We start from the raw sequence: 24611 nt of genomic DNA on the forward strand, positions 1-24611 counted from the left end.
AAAAAAAGAGTAGTTCGAGGAAAAACTACTCTTTGCTATGAAGAATGATCGGGGAATTCATGAGGACTGTCTGAGGTTAATTCTTACGTGGACAAATTTATGATGTTGAAAATACTGGCTGATTTACATTCTTTTGTTTTGAATCAAGCTCTGATAGCCGATAGTTTGTTGCACCAACAATTTCAACCAGCTGGCTAATTGTTTTTTCATGCTGCTGTACTTTTTTTATCAAGTCATTCATTACCCTTTCATGTGAATTTTCACTCACCATTTCACCCCCTCTTTGTCTGTTGGTACAGTTATACCATGTTTCCAATTATCTGGCGAATAGCAAAATTTAAATTTTAACGTTAAATTTCCTATCGTTTTTGGGTATTTTTTCAATTTTTATATGATTTCATAAATTATGTCATCATTTTTTTGACTTTAATATAAGCTGAAATTTAAATTTAATCTACATTTAAATAATTTTTAAAAAGCATATAAAAAGACGACCCCCCCGTGTTAAAGAGGTCGCCCTTGAACTATTGTTTTACCAATTAATTCGGTTCGATTAAACCATACTTACCATCCTTACGCCGATATACGACGTTTGTATCGTTTGTCACTGCATTTGTAAACACATAAAATGCATGTCCTAACATATCCATCTGTAAAACTGCTTCTTCAGAGTCCATTGGTTTTAAATCAAATCTTTTCGTTCTAACAATATCTATTTCATCTTCTTCGTTTTCCTTATCTAAAACTGCTTGACTAGCTTCTTTTTCAAGTTCTGCAAATATATGCTTTGGAGAACCTTTTTGTCTGAATTTACGATTAATCTTCGTCTTATACTTTCTTATTTGTCTTTCTAACTTATCAACTACAAGATCAATTGCAGCATATAAGTCAATATGCTGTTCTTCCGCTCTTAAAAGCAGATCTGTCATTGGAATAGTAACTTCTATTTGCTGTTCTTCATTATAGACACTTAAATTCACATGTACTTCGGATGATGGCGGTGTATCAAAGTAGCGTTCAAGTTTACCAATCTTTTTTTCTACATAGTCTCTTATTGCTTCAGTCACCTCAATATTTTCACCACGAATATTATATTTCATATAAGTGTCCTCCTTTCATCTTATATATATAGTATACTATTTTTCCGAATAAATTTCCTGCCTGAACAACTTATTTTAAATAATTTTTTAGGAAATTTGTCGAAAAAACTACATCAATTTTTGTGAAAGATTCGTTGTTAGGCAGATTTACTGTTTACTATCCATAAACATTCCATCGATTGATTCTATCTTGTTATACAGATTAACGTAAGTTTGATTTGATTTCTTCTTTTTTTTAACTAATTTCATCTCCTGTTTTAAATCTTGAAAGATACAAAGCATTTGCTTCTGAATTTTTTTATTGAGCAGAACCAGCTTTTTTCCAACTATTTTTTCGTTGCCAGTGAAAGGAGAAGAAAGATGATGCAAGTGTTCTCCTCTTTGATCGATCAGCTCATTAATTTGTTTAATCACGTTCTCTCTATTTTTTGAAGTAATTGGCTGATCTAATACGTGTTCCAATTGTTTGGTTATTGTATAAACCTCTTCTAAACGATTCATTATACCTGTGCACCTTGAACAGATTGCTCTGTTTTTCGATTTTTTAAAATGACTTGTTTCCAGGTATCTCTAAACTCGCTGACAAGCTGTAGGACTTCTTCTAGTTCAGTTATTTCATTTTGTATATTTGCTTCCTTAAGCAGATGATGCATATATTCATATAATGGTAGAATTTGTTTTGATATTTCAATTTTCGGATCCAATGTTAGCATTAATTCCTGAATAATATTTTGTGCCTTTTGAATATTATTATTTTTAGCTTCATAATTATGTTCATCTATATCTTTCATTGCTTGCTTTATAAACTTTATACAGCCATTATATAACATAAGAGTCAATTCTCCGCTGGAAGCAGTATGGACTGCATTATGCTGATATGTCTGATATCCCTTATTGATGGACATATATTATACCTCCTTTTAATGTGCAAATAGATAATATTACATTCATCCATTTGCACCAAACTGGGACATCAATTGTGCTGATTGCATATTCATTCTTTGAATTGCTTTTTCCATTGCTGTAAATTGATTCCAGTATCTAGTTTCCACTTGTACTAATCGATCTTCAAAAGCTGTAATTCTCTGGTTCAAATCTTTCATCCGCTTACCAAGTGTATAAGTTTCTAAAGTACTTGTTCCGCTTCCGGCCCGCTTTTTGACTTTATTCATGGTTTCTTCAAGAACATCCTCTAAACGATTAACAATGCCACGGCTAGTTCCTTCTGCATTGTTAGAAAAAAGTTTCATCACATCATTCGGATTATCACGCAAAGCATTTTTTAAATCATCTTCATTTTTAATGATTAATTTTCCGCCATCCATATAATTACTAGAAGTTGTTATTCCAATCTCTGTTAAAGATGAAAATGCCCCACCGGTGTCTACATTCGTGTACCAGCTTCGTCTCATGGAAAACATACCATCTTTTATCACCGATTCTCCTTTTAATATACCGCTCTTCGCTTTTTCCTCCCATTTTTTAATTTGATCTTCAGACATTTCTTCTTTTTGTTCCACGGTAAGCGGTTTAAAATCACGAAATCTTTCCTCTCTTTGAGATGCATTCAGCTTTTCAATCACTTCATTATATTTGTCAATAAATTCCATGATTGACTCAAAAGGCGATTCCGCATCATTCTCAATCGTAATATTTGTATTGCCTTTTGATACATCGTTAAATTGAAAAGTTACACCATTTAGTTCATACGAATTTATTTTGGATTCCATTTGGAGCCCATTATATTCAAACTCCGCATTTGTTCCATTTTTTTCCTTCTTTGGATCCATTTTAAGTGATTTAGCGAAGAAAGAGTCTTCCGTAAAATTTATTTCTGGTTCTCCATTTGGACTATATTTTCCGGTTCTTGTCGCTTCCATCATCACATTATTTGTTTGTGAATCATAAAAAGCCCGGACATTGTTATCTCCATCCGTTATTTTTTTCAATACATCCTCTATGGAATCATTTTCATTTATTTTTATTTCATGGTTTTTCTTTTCCCCTGCATCATCATATGTAAAAAACTCAATAGTTCCAGGCTTTAAAACTTGATTTGGATCTATTTCTTCTGTGCTTATATTAATAGCTGAACTTGCCAGTTTTGTTACCTTAATCTGGTATGTGCCATTTGCAGAATTTGCCGAAGCAATAGCTTTGATAGCACTCTCCTGAGAGGAATGGACAGATTTTGAATGATAAGTATTACTTAATTTCATGTCCAGCATCACATTATCTAATTCCAATAAAGTTTTATTTATATCGCGAAAAGCATCACGTTTCCACGTTAAGGTTGTTTTATCTTGATTCATTCGATCTAAGGGCACTCTTTCAGCCGTCATTAATTTATTGACAAGCTGGTCAATATCCATCCCTGTTGCTAAACCGCCGATACGCATCAATATCACCTCATAAAGAAATTCAAGAATTACTGCATAAATGAAGTTCTGTCGTTTTTAAATTTATTTTCAAATCTTATATCGGCTTCGCTGCTTGTATTGTTAAGTATTTTTCTTTTACTAATTCTTTTCATTTAATAAGTGGAGTAAATCAGAGGAAACATTTGCTGCTTCATTATTTTGCTTTTGAATATCAAGATATATTTCCTTTCGATATATGTCGATTGAATTCGGAGCTGATACACCTAACTTAATTTGATCTCCTTCTATTGCCAGCACCTTTATTTCGATGTCTTCTCCTATTTGAATGGATTCATTCTTTTTTCTGGTAAGCACAAGCATCATTAATCTCCTTTCGCTTTCGAAACAGCTTGAGGTGCGATTGGAGCTTTTGTAGTATAATCGATTTCTGTTAATATATACTGTTTTCCTTGTTTATTCGTTCGATTTATAATCAACGGGGCTTTTAAATTGATTGTACTCTTATCAAAGGGGCTTTTTAACGTTACAATCGTTAAAACAAAAACATCATTTTTATCTTGTATCTGTAAATTTTCAAGCAAGTTATTATCTATTTCAAATTCATAATCACAGTAGAAATGATAAGGATCCGTGACTATAAAAGCTATATCTTGTGATTTAACAGATTGTAAAATTTGAAACAAGGGGTTTCCAGTCAAATCCAATAACATAAATTTAGTTTCCTTAGCAAAACCCGGCAGGCCGTGGGAAAAACTGATAATATTTTGATTTTTTATTGCTACTTCACCTGTATATTTAGTTAAAATGTTCACGTTGGAACCTCCTTTACACCGTTTTTCTAAATTTTTTAGTCGGATTCAGTGATAAAATTAAACTTGCTAATAAAACCCTGGACATCAATCCAGGGTCCATTCTCATTCTTTACTAGCGCAGAAAGTCTATTAACGAAGGCTGTATGATTCTTGACCCGGCAGATAGGGCAGCGCGATGAAGGCTTTCTTGTGTGAGCAAATTCGTAATCGCTTCCTCATAATCTATATTTTCATTATCGGACATCGCTTTCTTTGTTATGATTTCTTGATCATTCAAGCGGTTTTCTATCAATTCTAGACGATTGATGCGCGCACCTAGATCTGCTCTCATATTAACAACATTGTCAGCATGATTATTCAATGTTGCAATACTCTTTTCAATCTCATCTCGATTATTTTCCTCTAACGCTCCTATAAATGAATTAATGTCTTCGAATAATGTTTCCGTAAATAAAGCCGACCCATCCACATTAACCTTGAGCTTAGTTCCTTTGGATACTTCAATTTCTACAGGATTAGAATTATTTTTTAATTGCACATTGCCTGTCCCATCTGTTTGAATAGGTGCATTCTCTATGTCCGTTCCATTAAAAATATGTTTGCCATTTACGTTTGTATTTGCAATTTCCATTAAATGTTCTTTGAGTTGTTTTACTTCTTCCTTCATGCTTTGCCTTCCTAGCTCATCATATGTATCATTACTTGCTTGTACAGCTAATTCACTTAATTTTTGCATTGTTTGTGTAGCCTTGTCTAAAGCTGTATCAGAGCTGTCCATCCAGCTATAAACTTCATTGATATTTCGTTTATACTGGTGAATTTCTGCTACCTGTGAACGAAAGTTTACCCCTTGCATGGCTACAACTGGATCTTGAGAAGGGAGACTGATTTTCTTCCCAGTATTTAACTGTTCAAAATAAGTATTAAACTTCTTATAACTGTTTGTTAAATTTCTTAACATATTATTCGTTAGCATTCCTTGTGTAATTCGCATATATATCACCGCCTACCTTCCTACTAGCCCCATGTTATTAATAATCCGATCGAGCATTTCATCTAACGTTGTCATACTTCTAGCTGCAGCGTTATATGCATGTTGATATTTGACCATATTTGTGATTTCTTCGTCTAATGACACAGAACTAACTGAAAGCCGCTGATTATCTACTTGAGAACGAAGAATTTCTGTATTTTTAGCCATTCTGTGCGCTTCCTGTCCACGGACTCCTAAATCACCAATCAAAGATTCATAAAAGCTATTTAACGTTGTATTGCTTCCCAGACTTGTAAGCTTTTCATCAAAAATATTTGCTAAAGATGCTGCATTGTCCCCGTTGCCTGAATTCTCATCAATACTAGCTGCTATCAAATCCGGTTCATCCAATATTTCCCGAGAAACCGTTATTGATCCTGCAGCACCATAACCTTTCTTAAATTCAAACAGAGCCTTTCCTTTATTTTCGTTTAGATCATATCCTTCTTGATGGACTCCATTAAAAGCTGTAGCAAATGTTGCTGCTAACTTGTCTAGGTTTGCTAACATATCCGGATAGATACCTTCTAATTTATCTTTATGCATATATCCGTAAGATTCAATGATACCGGCTAAAGAACCAGTTGTTTGCTTTATTGGTATTGTCTTTTCACCTGTTTGTAAAGATGTTACAGCTTGATTATCCGGTGAATAATAGACGGATAATGTTTGTACTTCACCTGTTTGTCCATCTATTAAAGTTGCTGGAGGGGTGAACGGTTGTCCTTTGGCATCAACCAATTCAATTGTTGCTACTCCATCTGCAACGTCTAGCGCGTTTTCACTGCTTTTATGATAGGTAACCTTTATATTGACAATTTCAGATAATCCATCAAGCAAACGATCGCGATGATCATAAAGATCATTCGCTAAATATCCACTAGATTCCAGATGTTTTATTTGTTCATTTATTTCGTTTACTTGCCCCAATAAACTGTTTGCACCTTTTACAGTTATACCGATTTTATTTTGTAAGTCTGATCGATTCGCGTTTAGCGATTCGGATAAATAATTAAATGTTTCAGCAACTGCAAGCCCACGTTGAACAACAACAGACCTAGCCCCTGAATTGGTAGGATGGGCGGATAATTCTTGCAGAGAATCCCTAAATTGATTCATTGTGCTACCTAATCCATTTTTTGATTGTTCATGCATTAATCTTTCCATTCGACTGATAGCATCAGACATTTCAACCCAATATCCTGCCTTGCTATTTTCCGTACGATATTGATAATCTAAAAACTGATTGCGAATCCTTTCAATAGACCCTGTTTCCACACCGTTTCCCATTTGTCCGGCAATTTGAGGACGATTTCTTGAAGCTGATGGATATGGTCTTGCTGTTTCGAAATGAACCCGCTGTCTCGAGTATCCCTCGGTATTCACATTAGAAATATTATGACCTGTTGTATATAAAGCTGAACGCTGCGTAGATAGGGCTTGTTTTGCCATTTCTAATCCATGAAAGGTACTCATCTTCTCACTCTCCCTGCAGAAATTTATCTCTTAAGCTTTCGAGTCAAAAACAGTTCTTTTTACTGATACCTTTTTTGATTTGTTTCCATAGTTCATATTGTTTATAGAAGGATTCAGCACGTTAAGTGATAATTGCACAAATTGCATCGACTGCTGAATTAAGGCGTGGTTAAGCTGCTCCTGTTGTTTTAAAAGCAGAATAAGGTCCTTCAGAAGATGTGATTTCCTTTCCAATTCATTTTTTTCTTTTTGATTGGAGAGCAAGTTCAACAACTCTGTCAATGTAGGCCTATTATTTAATGGGTAATTATTCTGTAAAAACCAATGATCTATCGCAGCTTTCCTGTCTGATTCTGATTGTTCTAGCAATTGAATATATTTCCGTTCCTCAATGAGCACCATTTGTAACTTGTCTAAAGAGCCCTCTTTAACAGCCTCGGTTTTTTGCTTGGCATTTTCTAATAATGCATCATGTAAACGAATAAGATTTTCTATGACTTGTATAATGGCTTTTACAGACACCTTTTATCTTCCCCTCGTTATTGCTTCGACCAAAAATCGAACATTTTTTTCGCTAAAACTTCGTGATTTACTTGATATTTGCCAGATTCAATTTGTTTTTTTATGTCCTGTACATAGGCTTTTCGCTTTGTGCTTGGCTGATTGTTTTCTTGTAGCTGCTTTGCACGATTGGAAATCTCCAATCGATCCTGTTGATCTATCTCCTTCTTTTGTTCAGCTTGGCTTTGTAATTGTTTTTTATATAGATTAAAATTTGAATGATTAGGACCATGTATTTTCATCGTAAAACACACACCTCGCTTCTCATTTAATGCAAAATCGTTCACTATCCTTATTACATGAAATCATTTATCTCAAAAACTTTGATCGGCTATTCATTATTCTTATCGAGTGTATAATAAACTCGTATTTTCTTATTCATAGTTTTTTCTTTTTTTGCCTTTTCATGTTGTTCTAATTCTTCTAGTAATGTTTCTGAGCAACGGCCGCATAACCTCCCAGAATTGATTGGCACTCCGCATTTTTTACATGGATATGCTAATTTAGAGAACTTGGACGTACTTAATCGTCCTTCTTTCATAAACTTAATAATCAGCAACTCATCGACATCAGTAACCGCAGCAATTTCTGATATTGTTGCTTCTCTATTCTTTCGCTTTATTAAGAAGCGATAAACTGTCTCAAATGCTTTTTCTTCTTCTTCGTAACATTTTCGGCAAATGTCACGAATATTTTTCACATAAACTGAATCACAGCGAGAGCAATTTGCTATTTCAGTCATTTTTTGCCATCCTCCATTTGCACATTATAGCATAACGTAACGAGCAGGTTTGATCAGCTACGTATTAATGTATAAGCATATACTGCAGGGCAGCCATTTTCTAATAATAGTTCTGCAGCATGGCGTAATGTTCTGCCTGTTGTATATATATCATCGACAAGAATAACGGGTTTGTTAACTTTTTTTGTTAGGAAAAATGGATTTTTTGTAGCCAAACGCTCTTTACGTGTTTTCTTGGACTGTTTCTCACTATATACTCTGGTTATGAATTCCTCCCTTTTGGGAATTAAATAATCCGCTAACACTTTTGCTTGATTAAACCCACGTTCTAAGATCCTCTCACTGCTTAAAGGTATCGAGATAACACATACTTTTTTAGATAAAAAAGCAAACGTGTTCTTAAATGTTTCGATAAAGATTTGTTCAAAAGCACAGGACAAATGGTAATCACCGCGATATTTCCACCTTGTGACCATATCCTGCATCCGTTCATTGTAATTAAATATAGAGTAATTAAACTTTAATGGGTCTTGCTTGAATCTTTGTTCCCATTGCATACAATCAGAGCATATGTATTGTTTCTCTTTCAGTTGGCAACTGCATTTTTTGCATCGATTTCCCTCGATGACCTTTAAGGCATTTTCACATTGGTTACAAAGTGTTTTTGTTCTTCCCATAGACCATAAATTCTCCCAGTTCATTTCTGGAATACAAAGCCCATCACACCATACACAGTACATATTACCGGAACCCTCCCCGCTTATTCATGGAAACAATGGCCTCAATTGCATGCTCCATTGCTTCTGTTTTTCCGTCATGGAAAAAAATAACTTCTCCTGTTGGATCACTTGGGCTTCTTCCCGCCCTGCCAGCAATTTGAACAAGTGCTGCTTCATCAAAGACAGTATGTCCTGCATCAATTACTGCAACATCTACAGATGGGAACGTAACCCCTCGTTCAAGAATTGTTGTTGTTATCAAAATCTGTATGTTTTGACTGCGAAATAATTGTATTTTCTCTTCCCGATCTTGGTCAGCAGCGTGAACTGTTTCTAATAAACCTTCTCTTCTTATCATTTTTTCTTTCACCAAAAGCTCACCTAATTTCTGATCCATCTTTTGAGCTAACAAAATTGTTGGAACAAATAAAAGGATTTGTCTTTCAGGATTACTTCTTGTTTTTAGCCAATGGATAAAAGCAGGTGGAGGCAGGGATCGTTTTACGTTCTTCTTTAATTGAAAACACATTTTAAGACGTGGTACAGGCAAAGGAGTCCGATGAAACCGTATTGGTACAAAAATATGCGGGAGTTTTTTGCTATACATACGTACTCTCTGCTTTTTTCGAGGAGTAGCAGTTAAATAAATAGACGTGCTTGCGGATTTTTTTGCCCGATGAACGGCAAAAGCTAAAGATGGATCAGAGTGAAAGGGAAATGCATCAATTTCATCAATGATAATCAAATCAAATGCTGATTGATAGCGCAGTAATTGATGTGTGGTAGCAATAATAAACTGGGCGGTTCCCTCCATATCAGGACTTCCACTATATAGTCCTTGAATAGGAACATGAATAAAAGCTTGTTTCATACGTGGTATTAATTCCCTTACAACATCTGTTCTCGGAGTAGCAATGCAAATTCGTTTTCCCAATGCTAATAGGTGACTTATTGCGGGAAAGAGCATTTCTGTTTTTCCGGCACCGGTTACAGCCCAAACTAGTAGCTCACGTTCATCATTTTTAACGGCTTGAACAATTCTATTTGCTGCACGCTTTTGTTCCGGGGTTAAAGTACCTGTCCATGAACAAGGGCTTTTATATTTCTTCCATTTTGGTTCATGCCCAGTCCAATAATAAAGGGGTTCACATTCCATCACCCGTCCCATATCAATACATTTTCGACAGTATAAATGATCCTTTTTGCAGGAATTACAAGGGATGTTAGCAAATAATCTTCGCTTGCGATTGCCGCAGCGCTCACAGATGTAGTGAAATTTATTTCGTTTAATTGATAGGGTTGGGGTGAAATAAGATTGGTTTACTAAACGTTGAAAGAGTTTTTCGTCTAGGGGAATTTCTCTGCGCAGGAGTAACTTTCCTGAGAAGCGGGCTGCCAGTTCAGCAATTAAATTTCCTTGAGATTGTACTAAGAGGTTTCTATTCATAGATATCTCGCTTTCCTTATTAATTTTTTAGAGGATACAATTATGAATGAAGTAACTTGCATCCAGTGGTTAAGAGCCTTACTGAATGCAAGTTTTTTTATTTTTTATACCAGGTTGCCCCGATAGCACCTTCACCTAGATGTGTTCCAATAACTGGGCCAAAATAGCTAATTACTGCCTCAGAATCGGGGTACTTCTTTAAAAAATCATTTTTTAATTCTTCAGCTGCACCTTCGCAATTTCCATGGATAAATGCGATTTTGATCGGACCTTTCGCATCAGCATCCGCTTCATACATTTCTTTAATACGCTTGATTGCCTTTTTACGCGTTCGTATTTTTTCAAATGGAACGATTACTTTATCAACGAAGTGCAGAATAGGTTTGACTTGCAACAGACTTCCTATAATAGCTTGTGCACCGTTTAAGCGTCCGCCACGTTGGAGATTATTCAAATCATCAACCATAAAATAGGCCCGTATCGTCGATTTCATTTCATCCAGCCGTTCGATGATTTCTTTCGGTTTTTCATTTGCCTTTACCATGTCAGCTGCTTCTAGCACATAAAAGCCTTGTGCCATACAACTAATTTCGGAATCATAGGTATAAACTTCGATTCCTTCCACCATTTCTCCAGCACTACTAACAGCCTGATAAGTCCCGCTAATGCCACTTGAAAGATGTATTGAAATAACTGCATCGTATTCCTTTGCAAGTTCTTCTAATTTATCCGTAATATAACCGATTGATGGCTGGGAAGTTTTTGGTAAAGCGTCCGCCCTCTTTATTTTTTGATAAAACGCTTCTGTCGTGATATCAATTTCTTCCTGGTAAGAATGATCATCAAAGACGACACTTAAGGGAACCATATGGATATTATGTTTTTTTCGTAAATCTGCAGATATATACGCCGTACTATCTGTCATAACAGCAACCTTCATTATTTTACTGCTCCTCTACTAATATACTAATCGATTATTTTATCTATTCGTATTTTACATGATTAGCATAAAAAATGCATTAGTAAATTTAAGAACAATGACATGCCTTATGACTGTTTTTTCTATAATAATGCTGCTAGCCTTGCGTTATTATTATACTTCTACCCATCCTTTTTTAATTGCGGTAACAACGGCTTGCGTTCGATCATTTACTTCCATTTTTTGCAATATATTGCTGACATGATTTTTAACCGTTTTTTCACTGATATCCAAAGTTTCACCAACAACACGGTTGCTTTTACCATTAGTTAATAGTTGTAATACCTGGCATTCACGCTTCGTTAATAAATGGAGTGGTTTGCGGATTTCAATGTCGCTACTTCCCAATGATGAGATATTTTCCTGGGCAAGTTTTCGATATTCCTGGACTAAGTTATGCGTAATTTTCGGATGCAAGTAGGATCCACCTTCACTTACCACTTTGATTGCCTCTATCAATGAGTCTGAATCCATTTCTTTTAATAAATACCCTTGTGCTCCTGTTTGCAATGCATGTGAAACATAACTCTCATCGTCATGAATGGACAGGATAATGACATTGGTGTCCGGAAATTTATCCACTAATTTAGAAGTAGCTTGTACTCCGTTCATATCAGGCATATTAATATCCATTAAAACAACATCAGGCTGGTATTCCTCTACTAATTTTTCGGCCTCTGTTCCATCACCGCCTTCTGCAACCACTTTAAAAGATGGTTCGAATTCTAATATTTTTTTTACTCCTTCACGGAATAATTTATGATCATCTATTAATACAATGTCAATTACTTCAGTCATTTTCATTGTTAGATTTCCTCCTACATGGATTATATGCTGAGCTATTTATTTTTCATCTTATTTCATTTCTGCTCTTTATCTTCTAAGAGTTTGAAAATGGGACGTTGTATGGCACTGTAATAAAAACTTTTGTGCCTTCCTCACTACTTGTAATCGATAATCTGCCTTCAAGCATTTCAACACGCTCTCTCATCCCTATGAGACCAAATGATTTATCTTTTATCGAATCCGGATCAAAACCGATGCCATTATCACTTACTATCACAGTTAAATTGCTTTTGCCTATTTCTAGTTTTACTTTGATGCGAGTTGCTTTTGCATGTTTCACCGCATTTTGTAAAGACTCTTGAATGAGCCTGAATAACGCTACTTCATATTCTTGCGGCAAGCGTTTTTCTTCACCATACGGAATGAATTCAATTTTTATCGATTCATGATAACTTGCAACTGTAGCTACATATTTTTTTATGGTAGGAAGTAAGCCTAAATCATCTAATGCCATAGGACGTAAATCATAAATAATTCTTCTTACTTCATACAGGGATGAACGAATCATCCTGCGGACACTTTTAATTTCGGTTAACGTTTTATCCATTGTTCCTTGTTTAAAGGAACGTTCAACAATCTCAGATCGAAGAAGAATATTGGCAAGCATCTGCGCCGGTCCATCATGGATCTCTCTTGATATCCTTTTACGCTCGTCTTCCTGTGCCTCTATAATTTTTAAGCCGAATTCTTGCTTTTCTTTTGCTTCTGCAATGATTTCATTCACTTGTTTAAAATCGTCATGTAAATAGGTTAAAATAACGGATATTTTACTTGCTAAACTTTCGGCACGTTCAATCGTTTGATTCAACATCACTAATCTTCGTTCCAGCTCATCTCTTCTTTTTCTCAAGACTTTTTCATCTTGCCTGAGAACAGCTAGTTTTGTTTGCATATCATTCGTGTTTACGTAAACTTCCTGAATCTCTGCTTCCGAGTAACGGTCAAAATGTTTACTGACCACAGATAATCTTTTCTTAAACGATTTAACTTGCTGTTCTAGTTTATCTCCATTATCAATATGGTGACTTACTTTTTCTTTCGTATCTTGCAATTCAAGAAGCAAGTTTTCATGTTCTCTTCGCGCCTCTTCACCAATATTAAAAATTTCATCCTTGCTATTTTCCACCATACTAACCATTTCTTCCACTATATGATCCAACGTTTTCTCATCTATCTTTTTTCTCAAAAGCTTCCACCAACCTATGGTATAATAATACGAAATTACATCTACATTTCATGGGGTATATTGACTATTCTACAGAAAGTAAATCTAATTATTGTAATTATACATCTATTATATACTAAAATAATAGTCATAGGAGGTACATACTAAATGCTGACCCAATACTTTACAGTAAAAAAAAGGGGATCTGTGGAAATAAACATACAAAAATCCAGATTCATTGGTTATGTTAAACGTGTTGAAACAGAAGAAAATGCACAAAAATTTATACAAGAAATTAAAAAAAAGCATCATGATGCAACACATAATTGTTCTGCATATATGATTGGAGAACATGATCAAATTCAAAAAGCAAATGATGATGGTGAACCGAGTGGTACTGCTGGTATTCCTATGCTGGAAGTTTTGAAAAAGCAGGGTTTAAAAGATACTGCAGTGGTAGTAACGAGATATTTTGGAGGGATTAAGCTTGGTGCAGGAGGTTTAATTCGAGCTTATGGAAATACAACATCTCAAGCTATTCAAGCTACTGGTATTGTTAGGCGTCAACTGATGCAAGGATTTTCTATTACTGTTGATTATGCACTACTTGGAAAACTGGAAAATGTATTACGTCACTCAAAACATATTTTAAAGTCGATCAATTATCTTGAACGAGTCGAATTTATTGTTTATGTCAATATGGAGGAAAAAATAGATTTCAGTGACTGGATTATTGACCTTACAAATGATCAAGCAGCAATTGAAGAAATGGATTTAGCATATATAGAAATAGATGTTTCTTCAACAAAAGAAAAATAAATTGTCCCCCAAACACGTTGGGAGACAATTTATTTTCCTGTTTTCCCTTTTTCCTTGTAACAGGAAACAAATTCCATTTATTTCAATTATGCTTTTGCAAGCGCTGCTTCATCTGCAATAACTGTTACTTTCTGATGGTTTTTTAATGCAGAAGCCGGGAAAGACTCAGAAATTTCACCATTGATCAACTTAGCAACTGCATCAGCTTTATGGCTTCCTGAAGCAAGCAACATTAATTCTTTACTTTCCATAATTGTTTGGATCCCCATCGTAATTGCTTTTGTTGGTACTTCATTCATAGAAGTAAAAAAGCGGGCATTTGCCTGGCGTGTTGATTCATCTAATTCAACTATATGGGTTCTGCTTGAAAATGAAGTATTCGGCTCATTAAAACCGATATGTCCATTCACGCCCAAACCAAGTATCTGAAAGTCAATCGGATGATCACGGATTAATTGTTCATACTCCTTACATTCCTTTTCAAGGTCAGGAGCAACTCCATTTGGTATGTGTATCCAATCTGTTAAAATATCTATATGCTTAAACAATTTTTGAAACATGAAATGGTAATAACTGTTTGGATCATCTTTCTTTAGACCTACATATTCATCCAAGTTAAAGGACATTACATTTTGAAAAGATATTGCTTTTTCTTTATTTTTTTCAATTAATTGTTTATAAACTCCTTCGGGGGTGGAGCCCGTTGCAAATCCTAGTATAGGATTAATCAACGCATTTAACCTGTCAACCATTATTTCACAGGCCTTTTCACTCATATCCTCATAATTCTTTGCTTGAATGATATCTAACATCATTATTCCTCCTTGTATGCAATAACACCACGACAAATTGTATATTTAAGATTCAATTCATCGTCGACAAGCAAAACATCCGCATCCTTTCCCTCTGCTATACTTGCCTTCCTGTCGTATACACCAAGTTGTTTCGCCGGGTTAACAGAAGTCATCTCAATAATATTAGAAATGGAAACATCCTTTAAATTGAGCATAATTTGTGCTCCTTGATTCATCTTTAAAATACTTCCAGCCAATGTCCCATTCGTTAATACGGCCCGATCCTCGGTTACTATTACAGGCTGCCCTCCAAGTTCATAATTACCAGCTTGGAGACATTTCGCTCGCATTGCATCTGTGATCAGAATTAAACGTTCACTCCCCATATTATTATATATTAATTGTAGCATTTCTGGCGAGACATGTATTCCGTCTGCGATCAATTCAGCACGTAATTGTTCTAATTGAAAAGCTGCACCAACTACACCGATGTCTCGATGGTGTATCCCTGTCATTGCATTACAAATGTGTGTTACTTGTCGAACGCCGTAGGATACGGCTTTTTTCATACCGGAAAAATCTGCTTCTGTATGTCCAGCGGATACATTAATCCCCATCTCATATAAATATTTAATAAATTCACCATTGTGATCATGTTCTGGGGCAAGGGTAATTGTTTTAATCATATGATTGGATAATTCTTGCCATTTTTTAAATTGATGAATATCTGGCTCTATAATATATTCAAGCGGTTGTGCTCCCGCTTTATTTTTCTCGATAAATGGCCCTTCTAGATGTATACCGATGATTTCCGCTTTTCCTGGCTTATTTGAGTAATTTGACACATTTTCCAGCGCTTTATCCAAATTTTCCGGCGCTTGTGTAATTGTAGTCGCTAGAAAGCTGGTTGTTCCTTCTTGTGGCAAAACGTCTGCCATCTTATCAAGTGCATCCTCTGTTGCATCCATCACATCCGCTCCGTCTGCACCATGAATATGCCCATCAATAAAACCGGGGATAACATTCCAATTCGTGCCATCAATAACTTCGGTATCCGATGGTACATGATCGGGAGCTTCCGAATTCCGGTAAACTTTTTGAATCTGTTTATCGTTTATTAATAAGCCACCTTCTTTAATGATATTTTTCTCGGTAAAAATAGTAGTGTTTTTAATATAAATAGTAGTCACCGTCTAAATACTCCTTTTATATTTCATGTGTGCACAAAGGCTAAGTTTTGAGTTAATGCCTTAAGCCAGGTATAAAAAGCTAGTGCACTTCCTTCCTAAAAAGAACACTAGCTTTTATCTTATTTTATTTCAATTATATTTTCACTTCCAGCATTAACTATTCCTGATTGTTTAACTGTTACCTTTTCCTCGCCGCTTAAATTTGTAAATACAATCGGTGAAATCGTTGAAGATGCATATTTTTTAATATAGTCCAGATCAACGCTTAAAAGTAAGTCTCCGGGTTTTACTTTTTGTCCTTCTTTTACACGAATTTCGAAGCCTTTTCCTTGTAAATTCACCGTATCCAAGCCGACATGAACTAATATTTCCTGACCTTGTGTGGAGCGGATTCCTACTGCATGCTTCGAAGGGAATATATTGAGAATTACGCCTTCTACTGGTGAAACAAACTCACCTTCAACAGGCGAAACGGCAAACCCGTCTCCCATCATTTTTTCAGAAAACACCTGATCAGGTACATCCGTTATACTAAGAATCTTTCCTTTAACAGGCATGACAATATCCTTACTAGACAGATTATTCATAGATGATTCTTGATGTGCCTCAGGAATTTCTCTAGGTTGATTAGGGGCTTCCATATTATTTTGCTCCATACGCTTGCGCATTGCGGTAGCTAAAAACTCTACCGTTGTTCCTATAATTACTTGTAAATTCTTCCTGCCCATTTTCATCACGCCATTGGCACCAAGTTGTTTGATCTTTTTCTCATCTATTTCATCCATACGCTTCATTTCCAGGCGGAGTCGTGTAGCACAGTAATCAAGTGATTCGATATTCTCTGGTCCGCCTAGAGCGACTAAATAGTGGTACGCTTTATTATCATAGTCATTTGCCCCACTTTTCTCTAAACCTGCTTGTTCATTTGTTTCTTTATATTCCTCATCCTCATCTTCCCGACCCGGCGTTTTTAAATCGAGCTTTTTAATAAGAAAATAGAAAACGACAAAATAAATAAAAGCAAATACAAGTCCCTGTAGAGCTAATAACAACGGCTTCTGCGCAATCCCAAAATTTAGAATGTAGTCAATGGCACCTGCAGAAAATCCGAATCCATGCCTTATATCAAGCAGATACGCTGTCATCATAGATAATCCTGTTAATATAGCATGTACAACATATAATAGTGGAGATAAGAACATAAATGAAAATTCAATTGGTTCCGTAACCCCTGTTAAAAACGCTGTAAACGCAATACTTCCTAAAAATCCGCCTACCGCAGCTTTTCGGTGTTTTTTCGCTGTTAAATACATAGCCAAACAAGCTCCCGGCAAACCAAACATCATAATTGGGAAAAATCCTGCCAGGAAATATCCTGCATTAGGGTCCCCTTTTAAGAAACGATTAATTTCACCATTCCAAACTTGCCCTGCAGCATCCGTAAAGGACCCAAAATCAAACCAAATCAAGAAATTAAATACATGATGCAGACCAATTGGTATTAATAGCCGATTAAAAAATCCATATGATCCTACACCTATTGTTCCTGCATTAATAAACCAGTTACCTAAGGCATTAATCCCGTCTTGAATCGGTCCCCAAATAACACCAATAATTCCTGAAGCAATAACCATTAAAGTAGAGGTAACAATAGGGACAAAACGTTTACCACCAAAAAAGGCTAAAAATTGAGGCAGTTGAATATCGTGGAATTTATTATATAAATGCCCAGCTGTAATACCTGCAATAATCCCTGCAAAAACACCAAGGTCTAAGTCGGGATCAATTGCCTCGTAACCGCCTTTCAAAACTAAAAAACCAACCGCGCCCGAAAGAGCAGCAGCCCCGCTTCCATCTCTTGAGAATCCAATTGCAATACCGATAGCAAATATAATTGCCAAGTTATTCAGTATTCCATTACCCGCCTCATGTACAAATGGAATGTCAAAAAGATCATCAGCTCCAAGTCTTACGAGCAAAGCTGCTACCGGCAACATCGCAATAGGAAGCATCAATGATTTACCTAATCGTTGTAAATAACTTAACACGTTCTCACCCCTTTATTTCAGATTAACAGATCAGGTTTATTTTTTATACAGCTTAACAAATTTATACCCCGCATTTAAAAAACTACATTTCATTTCGAAATGTAGTTTTTCTTTCCAATTGTTACTTTGACACTGAATTCGTTTGAATGTTGTTGGACTTATTTACCATTTTATTGAATTGTCCCAACTCATTCACCAAAGACTGAATAAGCTCTTCTGAAGATTGAATCTTAAAACTTTCTGTTTCTTTAATTATTTTTTTTAATATTTTTTTATATTGTTCCTGTTCTCCCATCACATTCCCACCTTTAAATTGTTCAGCGTACAATTGCGTATAATTTCAATTAAAATTATTTTATCACACCGAATAGAATTTTGGGATATAATTTAGATTTTTTAATGAATTTGTCAAATTCCTTCGATTATATTGTTTACATTTACAGCACTCTTATTATAGCTATTTATAGATATGTTTTTTATTTAAAAACATACACAAAAGCGCGCTGAACATATCTAAAATGACATCACCAATATACGATGTACAATTTCTTGAAATCCTTGGTGATACTCATTTACTTCAGCATATGCAATCAAAGAAAAAAAGGAAATGATCAAATTGATTGTGATGAGGAGCAGGTAAGAATTGAAATGATAAATAAAGGAAATGCTAAAAATTTAATCGAAATAATAGATAAACCCTTTCATTTTTATGAAACCTGTTTTATACAAAATGAGTAAAAATACTCATTTGACATAGACTAATAGTCCATTATCCGCTATAATTTTACCTAGAATTTTTATTTTTTAAATATTAAAAGGAGCATATACGTGAGTACAAGATCTGATAACATAAAAACAACTCGAAAAAGTAAATAACTTTGTTGGATCGGAGGCATTTCCCTTGCGTTGATTTTAGTATCTGGCAGTTATTATTTATATAACAAAGTCGGAGATCAGTTTTGAATGCAAGGGAATGGGGTTTGGTATTATATTGTATCTGAACAGGGACTTCACCGAATACAAACTGAAATTAAAAACAGCATGGAAGCTTAATAAATCATTCCGTAAGAAAAGTTATTCTAGATTTGTGTCATAGAATGACTTTTCCTCACAATATATCTAAATATATTTCCAAAATGTTATGATGAAAGCCGTAAATACTTTTTGCTGGAATGGAGGGGGATAACGTGAAGAAAATATTAGGCTTGTTAAGTATATTTTTCTTAGTGTTTATTGTTAGTTGTTCCACAGATACAACTTCACCACATGAACGTTTTGATACATATGTAAAACATTGGGATGAGCAAAAATTTGATGAAATGTATAAAATGCTTGCTGCAAAGTCCAAGGAAACATATTCTAAAGAGCAATTTACTGATCGCTATATGAAAATTTATACAGACCTTGATATTTCTAACTTAGAAATTAAATATAAAAAATTAAGCGATAAACAGCTTAAAAAGGGTAAAAAAGAAGGTACTGCAAAACTCCCTTTTACTGTGAAAATGGATAGTGCAGCGGGACCTATCACGTTTGATTATGAAGCAACGCTTCTATATGAAGGTAAAGAGGATAATAAAAACTGGTTTATTAAATGGGATCAGGGGTTTATATTTCCGGAACTAAAAGATGGCGGGGAAGTTAAAATTGAAACAGAGGAACCTAGGCGAGGAGAAATTCTAGACCGTAATAAAATGCCATTAGCTATTAATGACACTATATGGGAAGTAGGTATCATCCCGGAAAACTTAGGTTCAAATGCTGAACAGACCAAGGAAAAAGTTGCTGACTTACTTAACATATCTGTTGATACAGTTGAAACGGCATTAAATGCTGATTGGGTAGAGCCAAACTTATTTGTACCACTTAAAAAAATCTCCAAAGATAATCCAAATACGGATCAACTATGGGAATTAGATGGCGTTGTCGGAAATGAAGTGCTCGGACGGGTTTATCCACTAAATAAAGCTACTTCCCATTTGGTTGGTTATATAGGACAAATCAATGCAGAGGAAATGGAAAAAGCGGAGCCAGGAATGTACCATCCGAACGATATGATAGGTAAGCGCGGTCTCGAGCAATTATACGAGGAGAAGCTCAAAGGAGAAAAAGGTGTTAAAATCTTTGTTGTCAAAAAAGGAGAAGAAGACGTTATCCTGGCCGAACGTGAGGTCAAGGATGGCGAGACAATTCAACTTACCATTGATGCAAATATCCAAGAAGAAGTCTATAAATCATATGATGATGGTGCCGGCACAGCTGCAGCTATTGACCCGAAAACAGGAGAAACTTTGGCACTAGTGAGTAGTCCTGGATTTGATCCAGAAAAATTTTTATACGGCATTACGCAAGACCAACTAGATTCACTAGAAAATGACAAGCAAAATCCATTGTTAAATCGATTCTCAGCAACCTACGCACCTGGCTCTGTTATGAAGCCAATTTCGGCGGCCATAGGATTAACCAATGGATCGATAAAACCCGGAGAAGGAATAAATATAAAAGGTTTAACATGGGGTAATGAAGGTTGGGGCGATTATAAAGTGCGTCGTGTCTCCGAGTCGGATGGACCGGTCGACTTAACAGATGCACTAGTACGATCAGATAATATCTATTTTGCCAAAAAAGCAGTCGAGATGGGAAATGGGGCATACACAAAAGGATTAAAACAATTTGGATTTGGAGAGGATCTCCCTTATAAATATCCGATCACCAAATCTTCCATATCATCCAATGGAAAGATTGAAAATGAAGTTTTACTTGCAAATACAAGTTATGGACAAGGGGAAGTTGAAATAAGCGCTTTACATATGGCTTTAACCTATACCCCTATACTGAATAAGGGTGATATGCTAAAACCCACTTTACTTTTATCGGAGAAAACAAGTAAAGTTTGGCAAGAAAAGCTTATCAACGAAAAACAAGCAAAAATACTACAGGATGCACTTCGAAAAGTAGTCACCGAGGGAACAGCAAAACAGGCTAAAATGGATGGACTTGCAATTTCTGGTAAAACAGGAACAGCAGAATTAAAAAAATCGAGTGATGAAAAAGGCCAAGAAAACGGATGGTTTGTGGGATATCCTACAAAGGATCAAGATATATTGATTGCTTTAATGAGAGAGCATGTCGAAAAAAAAGGTGGCAGCGGTGTTGCTGTTGAACAGGTAACAGATATAATAAAAAACATAAAAAAATAGAGAACGGCCCAGGATCACAAATGATCCAAGCCGTTCTTTTTTTCCTTACTTCTACTTACTTACACGCTTATTAGCGGTACGGAATAATAACCACGCCACTACTACAAATGCTATAAGAGAAACAATTGGGCCAAAAATAATCTCTTCAGGCAGCGTTAAGCCAGCTGTTACTGCGAGTGCAATAATGACACCTGTAAGGGCCTCCCCGGCAATATAACCGGATGCAAGTAAAACGCCCCGTTCATTTTTCTCTTTGAATTCTCCTTCTGTTTTGGTACGACGTTTGATAATTCCTTTAAGTATACCACCTATCATAATTGGCGCTGTCAGCGTAATCGGCAAGTATAGCCCTACTGCAAACGGCAGGGATCCTATACCGAACAATTCAACCATTGCAGCCGCAGCCATCCCAATAAAAATTAAGTTCCAAGGTAGATCACCACTCATAATGCCTTCTACAACCATCGACATGAGTACCGCTTGTGGAGCAGGTAAATCAGCTGATCCAAAGCCATATGCATTATCTAACAAGACTAAAATAAAGCCAATAATGATACTTGTAATAAGTACACCATATAACTGAGCTATTTGCTGCCATTTTGGTGTTGCCCCGACAATATAACCTGTTTTTAAATCTTGCGAAGTATCTCCTGCAATTGCTGCTGCGATACAGACAACAGATCCAATGATAATGGCCGTAACCATTCCATTTTCACCTGTTTGACCAACACCAACCAGGACAATAGATATAAGAATGAGAGCCGCTATCGCCATTCCTGAAACTGGATTTGAGGAGCTTCCTACAATACCTACAATCCGTGAAGAAACGGTTACAAAGAAAAATCCAAATATGAATAGTAAAATAGCACCTATTATCCCTATTTCAATATTAGGAAAGAACATTAAAGTAGCGATAAATGCAATTGTTAATAGGACAATAAATAACATAGAAATATCTTTATCTGTTCTTAATTCTTCTGCATTACCGGTGTTTTTAAATCCTTTCAGGGCTCCAGTGAATGACGACCAAATGGTTGGTAATGTTTTTACGAGTCCAATTATCCCTCCAAATGCTACAGCACCCGCACCAATATAACGTAAATAACTTCCCCATATATCATGGTAATTCATTTCACTGATGGGTACTTCCCCCGGATATATGACAGTATTAGCAAACTCGCCAAAATAACTGATTAATGGAATAATACCAATCCAGCCAAGTACTGCACCAGCAAACATAATACCAGCAATACGCGGTCCAATAATGAAACCAACACCCAAGAGTGCGGGCAGGGTATCCATACCTATCATTGCATTTTTAAATTTATAAATTTCCCATTCTACGGTAGATGGGAATGCTTTTACGGCATCTGTTAAAAATTTGAACAGAGCGCCAATTCCTAGCCCACTAAAAACTAATTTTGCACCTTTGCCTCCTTCTTCTCCAGCAACCAACACTTCTGCGCAAGCAGTCCCTTCCGGATACGGTAACGTGTTATGTTCCTTTACAATGAGTGCACGACGTAATGGTATCATTAAAACAACCCCTAAAATACCACCAGCAAGTGCAATAATTGCAATGGTTGTTAAGCTCGGCTGCAGCTGCCAAATGAACAATGCCGGCAAGGTAAAAATAATTCCTGCTGCTAATGATTCTCCTGTCGAAGTTATCGTCTGCACGACATTATTTTCCAAGATTGAAGTCCGTTTCATGATAACTCGTAAGACTGCCATAGAAATAACAGCTGCAGGTATGGATGCAGATACAGTCATCCCTACGATAAGTCCCAGGTACGCATTAGCCGCACCAAAAACAACCGCTAAAATTGCCCCAACAATCATGGCCGTTACTGTAAATTCAGGACGTTTTTCAGAAGCTGGAATATATGGCTTAAATTCTGGCTTCGCTTCTTTTTTTGACACAAGAAACACCTTCCCCATTTTTTGATATCGTAATGTTGTGAATATTTTGATTAATAGTGATAAAAACATAACATCTAACTATATTATGTTAACATATTTTAGTGAATTTAAGAATGGGGAATTTTTTCAAAGTTTCTTTTTCTCTAATAAATTGTTTTTAAATATTAAAAAGAAGCATTCCTTCATTGGACCAGGTATGCCTCCTTTAATTTAAAGTAAGTTTATTAATGTAAAAAATGATTGTTCATCACGTTCATCCAATGCTTTATCAATCAATCTCTTTATGTTTAACCGCTCAAGTTCTGCAATAATAATCTCATTTGTCTCATCATTTTGTTCCTGTATATCCGTATAGTAGGGTTTAGCAATATCATAGACGTGAATCAAAAAATCCGGGAGATAAATTAACTCATTCATTGTTATATAAATAACATCATTACCCTTTTGAAATGCGAATTGATCTTCGATGTTTTCAATTTTTCTGGTCTTTCGATTAATTTTAATTTCCTTCGACCTGATGGGAATAAACTGATACTCTTCTCCATTAATAAAAATTGTAAAATACCGATAGCCTAAAATTAAACGAACATAATCTGTATCAGACTTAATGTAATAAGGTTTAAACTTTTTTACCGAAACCATTGATTGCACCTCCGGGGCTTATATCTTTGTTCTATATGTATACCCGCTATAATGAAACATAAACATAGAAAATATTTTTATGTTCGTACTCAATACATGAAAAAGAAGCACTCTTCTAAAATGAAGAAATGCTTCTTTATATATGACTATTATAATTATAATAACTTTACTAAGGCATCGAAGTCCTCTTTATTTTCCTCATCCAAAGCTTTATCAATTAAACGCTTTAAATTTAAATATTCTAGCTCAGAAATAATCATGGCAACGCTTTCATTTTGTGAATCGTTTTTATGTTCAATTCGCGGTTGAATATAATATGCTTTCGTAAGCGCATGTATTTGTACTAGAAAGTCCGGGAGGGAAATTAATTTGGTCATCGTAATATATCGAACATCTTTACCTTTTTGGAAAGCAAACCTTGCTTCTGTATTTTCAATTCTTTGCGTACGTCGATTGATTCGTATTTCTTTTGCTTCCAGTGGTACAAACTGATAAACTTGATCTTCTATTAATACGGCAAAATATTGATAAGCTAGCACCACACGGACATAATCACTATCCGCTTTTATATAATATGGCTGTAACCTTTTAACACTTACCATTCCACCCACCTCCTAATAATGTCGTACTCATAATATTCTGTGAATTTATTTTACAATAATTTTCTCAAAAAAACAAGTAAATGAAGTGCAATTATTCTGTTATGGACTGAATCATTATAAAAGTGAACCAGT

The 24611-nt window shown here is 35.5% G+C and carries 26 protein-coding genes; 2 read left to right on the forward strand and 24 right to left on the reverse strand.

All coding sequences use genetic code 11. From position 1 onward, the window contains the following. Positions 1-97: 97 nt before the first annotated feature. From GZ63_RS17785 to GZ63_RS0101685, 17 genes are all read right to left on the reverse strand, one after another. Positions 98-268: a hypothetical protein gene (locus tag GZ63_RS17785; RefSeq protein ID WP_156947658.1), complete on the reverse strand. Its 171-nt coding sequence runs from the start codon at positions 266-268 to the stop codon at positions 98-100. Between the two features lie 271 nt (positions 269-539). Further along, positions 540-1100 (reverse strand): ribosome hibernation-promoting factor, HPF/YfiA family, encoded by a 561-nt coding sequence (gene hpf, locus GZ63_RS0101610; protein ID WP_029266211.1) that lies wholly within the window; start codon positions 1098-1100, stop codon positions 540-542. 147 nt (positions 1101-1247) lie between these two features. Continuing rightward, positions 1248-1601, reverse strand: a complete 354-nt coding sequence (locus GZ63_RS0101615) for a flagellar protein (protein WP_029266213.1) — start codon at positions 1599-1601, stop codon at positions 1248-1250. After that, the gene (gene fliS / locus GZ63_RS0101620) at positions 1601-2005 is read right to left on the reverse strand and encodes a flagellar export chaperone FliS (RefSeq protein ID WP_029266215.1); all 405 of its coding nucleotides are present in this window, start codon (positions 2003-2005) and stop codon (positions 1601-1603) included. Before fliS ends, GZ63_RS0101615 begins: the two co-directional genes overlap by 1 nt. A 42-nt stretch (positions 2006-2047) precedes the next feature. Next, positions 2048-3499 carry a flagellar hook-associated protein 2 gene (locus tag GZ63_RS0101625; RefSeq protein WP_029266217.1) on the reverse strand — a complete coding sequence of 484 codons (1452 nt, stop codon included), beginning with the start codon at positions 3497-3499 and terminating at the stop codon, positions 2048-2050. A 120-nt stretch (positions 3500-3619) separates the two neighbouring features. Next, positions 3620-3841, reverse strand: coding sequence for a carbon storage regulator CsrA (csrA, locus tag GZ63_RS0101630; protein WP_029266219.1), 222 nt, complete (start codon positions 3839-3841; stop codon positions 3620-3622). Between the two features lie 2 nt (positions 3842-3843). Next, on the reverse strand, positions 3844-4293 hold the full coding sequence (fliW, locus tag GZ63_RS0101635; protein ID WP_029266221.1) for a flagellar assembly protein FliW: 450 nt from the start codon (positions 4291-4293) through the stop codon (positions 3844-3846). A gap of 112 nt (positions 4294-4405) precedes the next feature. Then, the gene (gene flgL / locus GZ63_RS0101640; RefSeq protein ID WP_029266223.1) at positions 4406-5287 is read right to left on the reverse strand and encodes a flagellar hook-associated protein FlgL; all 882 of its coding nucleotides are present in this window, start codon (positions 5285-5287) and stop codon (positions 4406-4408) included. A 12-nt stretch (positions 5288-5299) separates the two neighbouring features. After that, complete coding sequence (flgK, locus tag GZ63_RS0101645) at positions 5300-6802, reverse strand: flagellar hook-associated protein FlgK (protein ID WP_029266225.1); 1503 nt, start codon at positions 6800-6802, stop codon at positions 5300-5302. 30 nt (positions 6803-6832) lie between these two features. After that, a complete protein-coding gene (locus GZ63_RS0101650; RefSeq protein WP_029266227.1) occupies positions 6833-7324 on the reverse strand; it encodes a flagellar protein FlgN in 492 nt (163 codons plus the stop codon). A gap of 17 nt (positions 7325-7341) precedes the next feature. Further along, on the reverse strand, positions 7342-7605 hold the full coding sequence (flgM, locus tag GZ63_RS0101655) for a flagellar biosynthesis anti-sigma factor FlgM (protein ID WP_029266229.1): 264 nt from the start codon (positions 7603-7605) through the stop codon (positions 7342-7344). An 89-nt stretch (positions 7606-7694) separates the two neighbouring features. Continuing rightward, on the reverse strand, positions 7695-8105 hold the full coding sequence (locus tag GZ63_RS0101660; RefSeq protein WP_029266236.1) for a TIGR03826 family flagellar region protein: 411 nt from the start codon (positions 8103-8105) through the stop codon (positions 7695-7697). 53 nt (positions 8106-8158) lie between these two features. Continuing rightward, complete coding sequence (locus GZ63_RS0101665) at positions 8159-8845, reverse strand: ComF family protein (protein ID WP_029266238.1); 687 nt, start codon at positions 8843-8845, stop codon at positions 8159-8161. A 1-nt stretch (position 8846) separates the two neighbouring features. Next, positions 8847-10271, reverse strand: coding sequence for a DEAD/DEAH box helicase (locus tag GZ63_RS0101670; RefSeq protein ID WP_084178897.1), 1425 nt, complete (start codon positions 10269-10271; stop codon positions 8847-8849). Between the two features lie 97 nt (positions 10272-10368). Further along, entirely contained in the window at positions 10369-11211 is an 843-nt protein-coding gene (locus tag GZ63_RS0101675) for a DegV family protein (RefSeq protein ID WP_029266242.1), read from the reverse strand. A gap of 153 nt (positions 11212-11364) precedes the next feature. Next, on the reverse strand, positions 11365-12054 hold the full coding sequence (locus GZ63_RS0101680; protein WP_029266244.1) for a response regulator: 690 nt from the start codon (positions 12052-12054) through the stop codon (positions 11365-11367). A 76-nt stretch (positions 12055-12130) separates the two neighbouring features. After that, complete coding sequence (locus GZ63_RS0101685) at positions 12131-13282, reverse strand: sensor histidine kinase (RefSeq protein ID WP_029266246.1); 1152 nt, start codon at positions 13280-13282, stop codon at positions 12131-12133. Positions 13283-13429: 147 nt separating this feature from the next. Between GZ63_RS0101685 and GZ63_RS0101690 the strand changes: the two genes are divergently transcribed. Next, positions 13430-14080, forward strand: coding sequence for a YigZ family protein (locus GZ63_RS0101690; protein ID WP_029266248.1), 651 nt, complete (start codon positions 13430-13432; stop codon positions 14078-14080). An 86-nt stretch (positions 14081-14166) separates the two neighbouring features. On the opposite strand, the gene nagB is transcribed toward GZ63_RS0101690, so the two are convergent. The 4 genes from nagB to GZ63_RS18025 form a co-directional block, all read right to left on the reverse strand. Next, positions 14167-14892 carry a glucosamine-6-phosphate deaminase gene (gene nagB, locus GZ63_RS0101695; RefSeq protein ID WP_029266250.1) on the reverse strand — a complete coding sequence of 242 codons (726 nt, stop codon included), beginning with the start codon at positions 14890-14892 and terminating at the stop codon, positions 14167-14169. A 2-nt stretch (positions 14893-14894) separates the two neighbouring features. Then, the gene (gene nagA / locus GZ63_RS0101700) at positions 14895-16064 is read right to left on the reverse strand and encodes an N-acetylglucosamine-6-phosphate deacetylase (protein ID WP_404814829.1); all 1170 of its coding nucleotides are present in this window, start codon (positions 16062-16064) and stop codon (positions 14895-14897) included. 119 nt (positions 16065-16183) lie between these two features. Further along, complete coding sequence (nagE, locus tag GZ63_RS0101705; protein WP_029266254.1) at positions 16184-18112, reverse strand: N-acetylglucosamine-specific PTS transporter subunit IIBC; 1929 nt, start codon at positions 18110-18112, stop codon at positions 16184-16186. A 121-nt stretch (positions 18113-18233) separates the two neighbouring features. Continuing rightward, positions 18234-18407, reverse strand: a complete 174-nt coding sequence (locus tag GZ63_RS18025; protein WP_198020896.1) for a hypothetical protein — start codon at positions 18405-18407, stop codon at positions 18234-18236. 892 nt (positions 18408-19299) lie between these two features. On the opposite strand from GZ63_RS18025, the gene GZ63_RS0101720 reads away from it, so the two are divergent. Further along, on the forward strand, positions 19300-21312 hold the full coding sequence (locus GZ63_RS0101720; RefSeq protein ID WP_029266256.1) for a penicillin-binding transpeptidase domain-containing protein: 2013 nt from the start codon (positions 19300-19302) through the stop codon (positions 21310-21312). A 51-nt stretch (positions 21313-21363) separates the two neighbouring features. On the opposite strand, the gene GZ63_RS0101725 is transcribed toward GZ63_RS0101720, so the two are convergent. The 3 genes from GZ63_RS0101725 to GZ63_RS0101735 all read right to left on the reverse strand — a co-directional run bounded on the left by GZ63_RS0101725 (position 21364) and on the right by GZ63_RS0101735 (position 24479). Then, positions 21364-23235, reverse strand: a complete 1872-nt coding sequence (locus GZ63_RS0101725; protein ID WP_029266258.1) for an OPT family oligopeptide transporter — start codon at positions 23233-23235, stop codon at positions 21364-21366. A 210-nt stretch (positions 23236-23445) separates the two neighbouring features. After that, positions 23446-23877 (reverse strand): IDEAL domain-containing protein, encoded by a 432-nt coding sequence (locus tag GZ63_RS0101730; RefSeq protein ID WP_029266260.1) that lies wholly within the window; start codon positions 23875-23877, stop codon positions 23446-23448. A gap of 155 nt (positions 23878-24032) precedes the next feature. After that, positions 24033-24479 carry a hypothetical protein gene (locus tag GZ63_RS0101735; RefSeq protein WP_029266262.1) on the reverse strand — a complete coding sequence of 149 codons (447 nt, stop codon included), beginning with the start codon at positions 24477-24479 and terminating at the stop codon, positions 24033-24035. Positions 24480-24611: the final 132 nt, after the last annotated feature.

It is taken from the genome of Virgibacillus alimentarius, from assembly GCF_000709085.1.
GTDB lineage: Bacteria > Bacillota > Bacilli > Bacillales > Amphibacillaceae > Virgibacillus_B > Virgibacillus_B alimentarius.

Excerpts from the sequence above, each read along its gene's own strand:
- hpf (WP_029266211.1), bottom strand. The coding sequence starts at position 1,100 with ATGAAATATAATATTCGTGGTGAAAATATTGAGGTGACTGAAGCAATA.
- GZ63_RS0101615 (WP_029266213.1), bottom strand. The coding sequence starts at position 1,601 with ATGAATCGTTTAGAAGAGGTTTATACAATAACCAAACAATTGGAACAC.
- fliS (WP_029266215.1), bottom strand. The coding sequence starts at position 2,005 with ATGTCCATCAATAAGGGATATCAGACATATCAGCATAATGCAGTCCAT.
- GZ63_RS0101625 (WP_029266217.1), bottom strand. The coding sequence starts at position 3,499 with ATGCGTATCGGCGGTTTAGCAACAGGGATGGATATTGACCAGCTTGTC.
- csrA (WP_029266219.1), bottom strand. The coding sequence starts at position 3,841 with ATGCTTGTGCTTACCAGAAAAAAGAATGAATCCATTCAAATAGGAGAA.
- flgL (WP_029266223.1), bottom strand. The coding sequence starts at position 5,287 with ATGCGAATTACACAAGGAATGCTAACGAATAATATGTTAAGAAATTTA.
- flgK (WP_029266225.1), bottom strand. The coding sequence starts at position 6,802 with ATGAGTACCTTTCATGGATTAGAAATGGCAAAACAAGCCCTATCTACG.
- flgM (WP_029266229.1), bottom strand. The coding sequence starts at position 7,605 with ATGAAAATACATGGTCCTAATCATTCAAATTTTAATCTATATAAAAAA.
- GZ63_RS0101660 (WP_029266236.1), bottom strand. The coding sequence starts at position 8,105 with ATGACTGAAATAGCAAATTGCTCTCGCTGTGATTCAGTTTATGTGAAA.
- GZ63_RS0101665 (WP_029266238.1), bottom strand. The coding sequence starts at position 8,845 with ATGTACTGTGTATGGTGTGATGGGCTTTGTATTCCAGAAATGAACTGG.
- GZ63_RS0101670 (WP_084178897.1), bottom strand. The coding sequence starts at position 10,271 with ATGAATAGAAACCTCTTAGTACAATCTCAAGGAAATTTAATTGCTGAA.
- GZ63_RS0101675 (WP_029266242.1), bottom strand. The coding sequence starts at position 11,211 with ATGAAGGTTGCTGTTATGACAGATAGTACGGCGTATATATCTGCAGAT.
- GZ63_RS0101680 (WP_029266244.1), bottom strand. The coding sequence starts at position 12,054 with ATGAAAATGACTGAAGTAATTGACATTGTATTAATAGATGATCATAAA.
- GZ63_RS0101690 (WP_029266248.1), top strand. The coding sequence starts at position 13,430 with ATGCTGACCCAATACTTTACAGTAAAAAAAAGGGGATCTGTGGAAATA.
- nagB (WP_029266250.1), bottom strand. The coding sequence starts at position 14,892 with ATGTTAGATATCATTCAAGCAAAGAATTATGAGGATATGAGTGAAAAG.
- GZ63_RS18025 (WP_198020896.1), bottom strand. The coding sequence starts at position 18,407 with ATGGGAGAACAGGAACAATATAAAAAAATATTAAAAAAAATAATTAAA.
- GZ63_RS0101730 (WP_029266260.1), bottom strand. The coding sequence starts at position 23,877 with ATGGTTTCGGTAAAAAAGTTTAAACCTTATTACATTAAGTCTGATACA.
- GZ63_RS0101735 (WP_029266262.1), bottom strand. The coding sequence starts at position 24,479 with ATGGTAAGTGTTAAAAGGTTACAGCCATATTATATAAAAGCGGATAGT.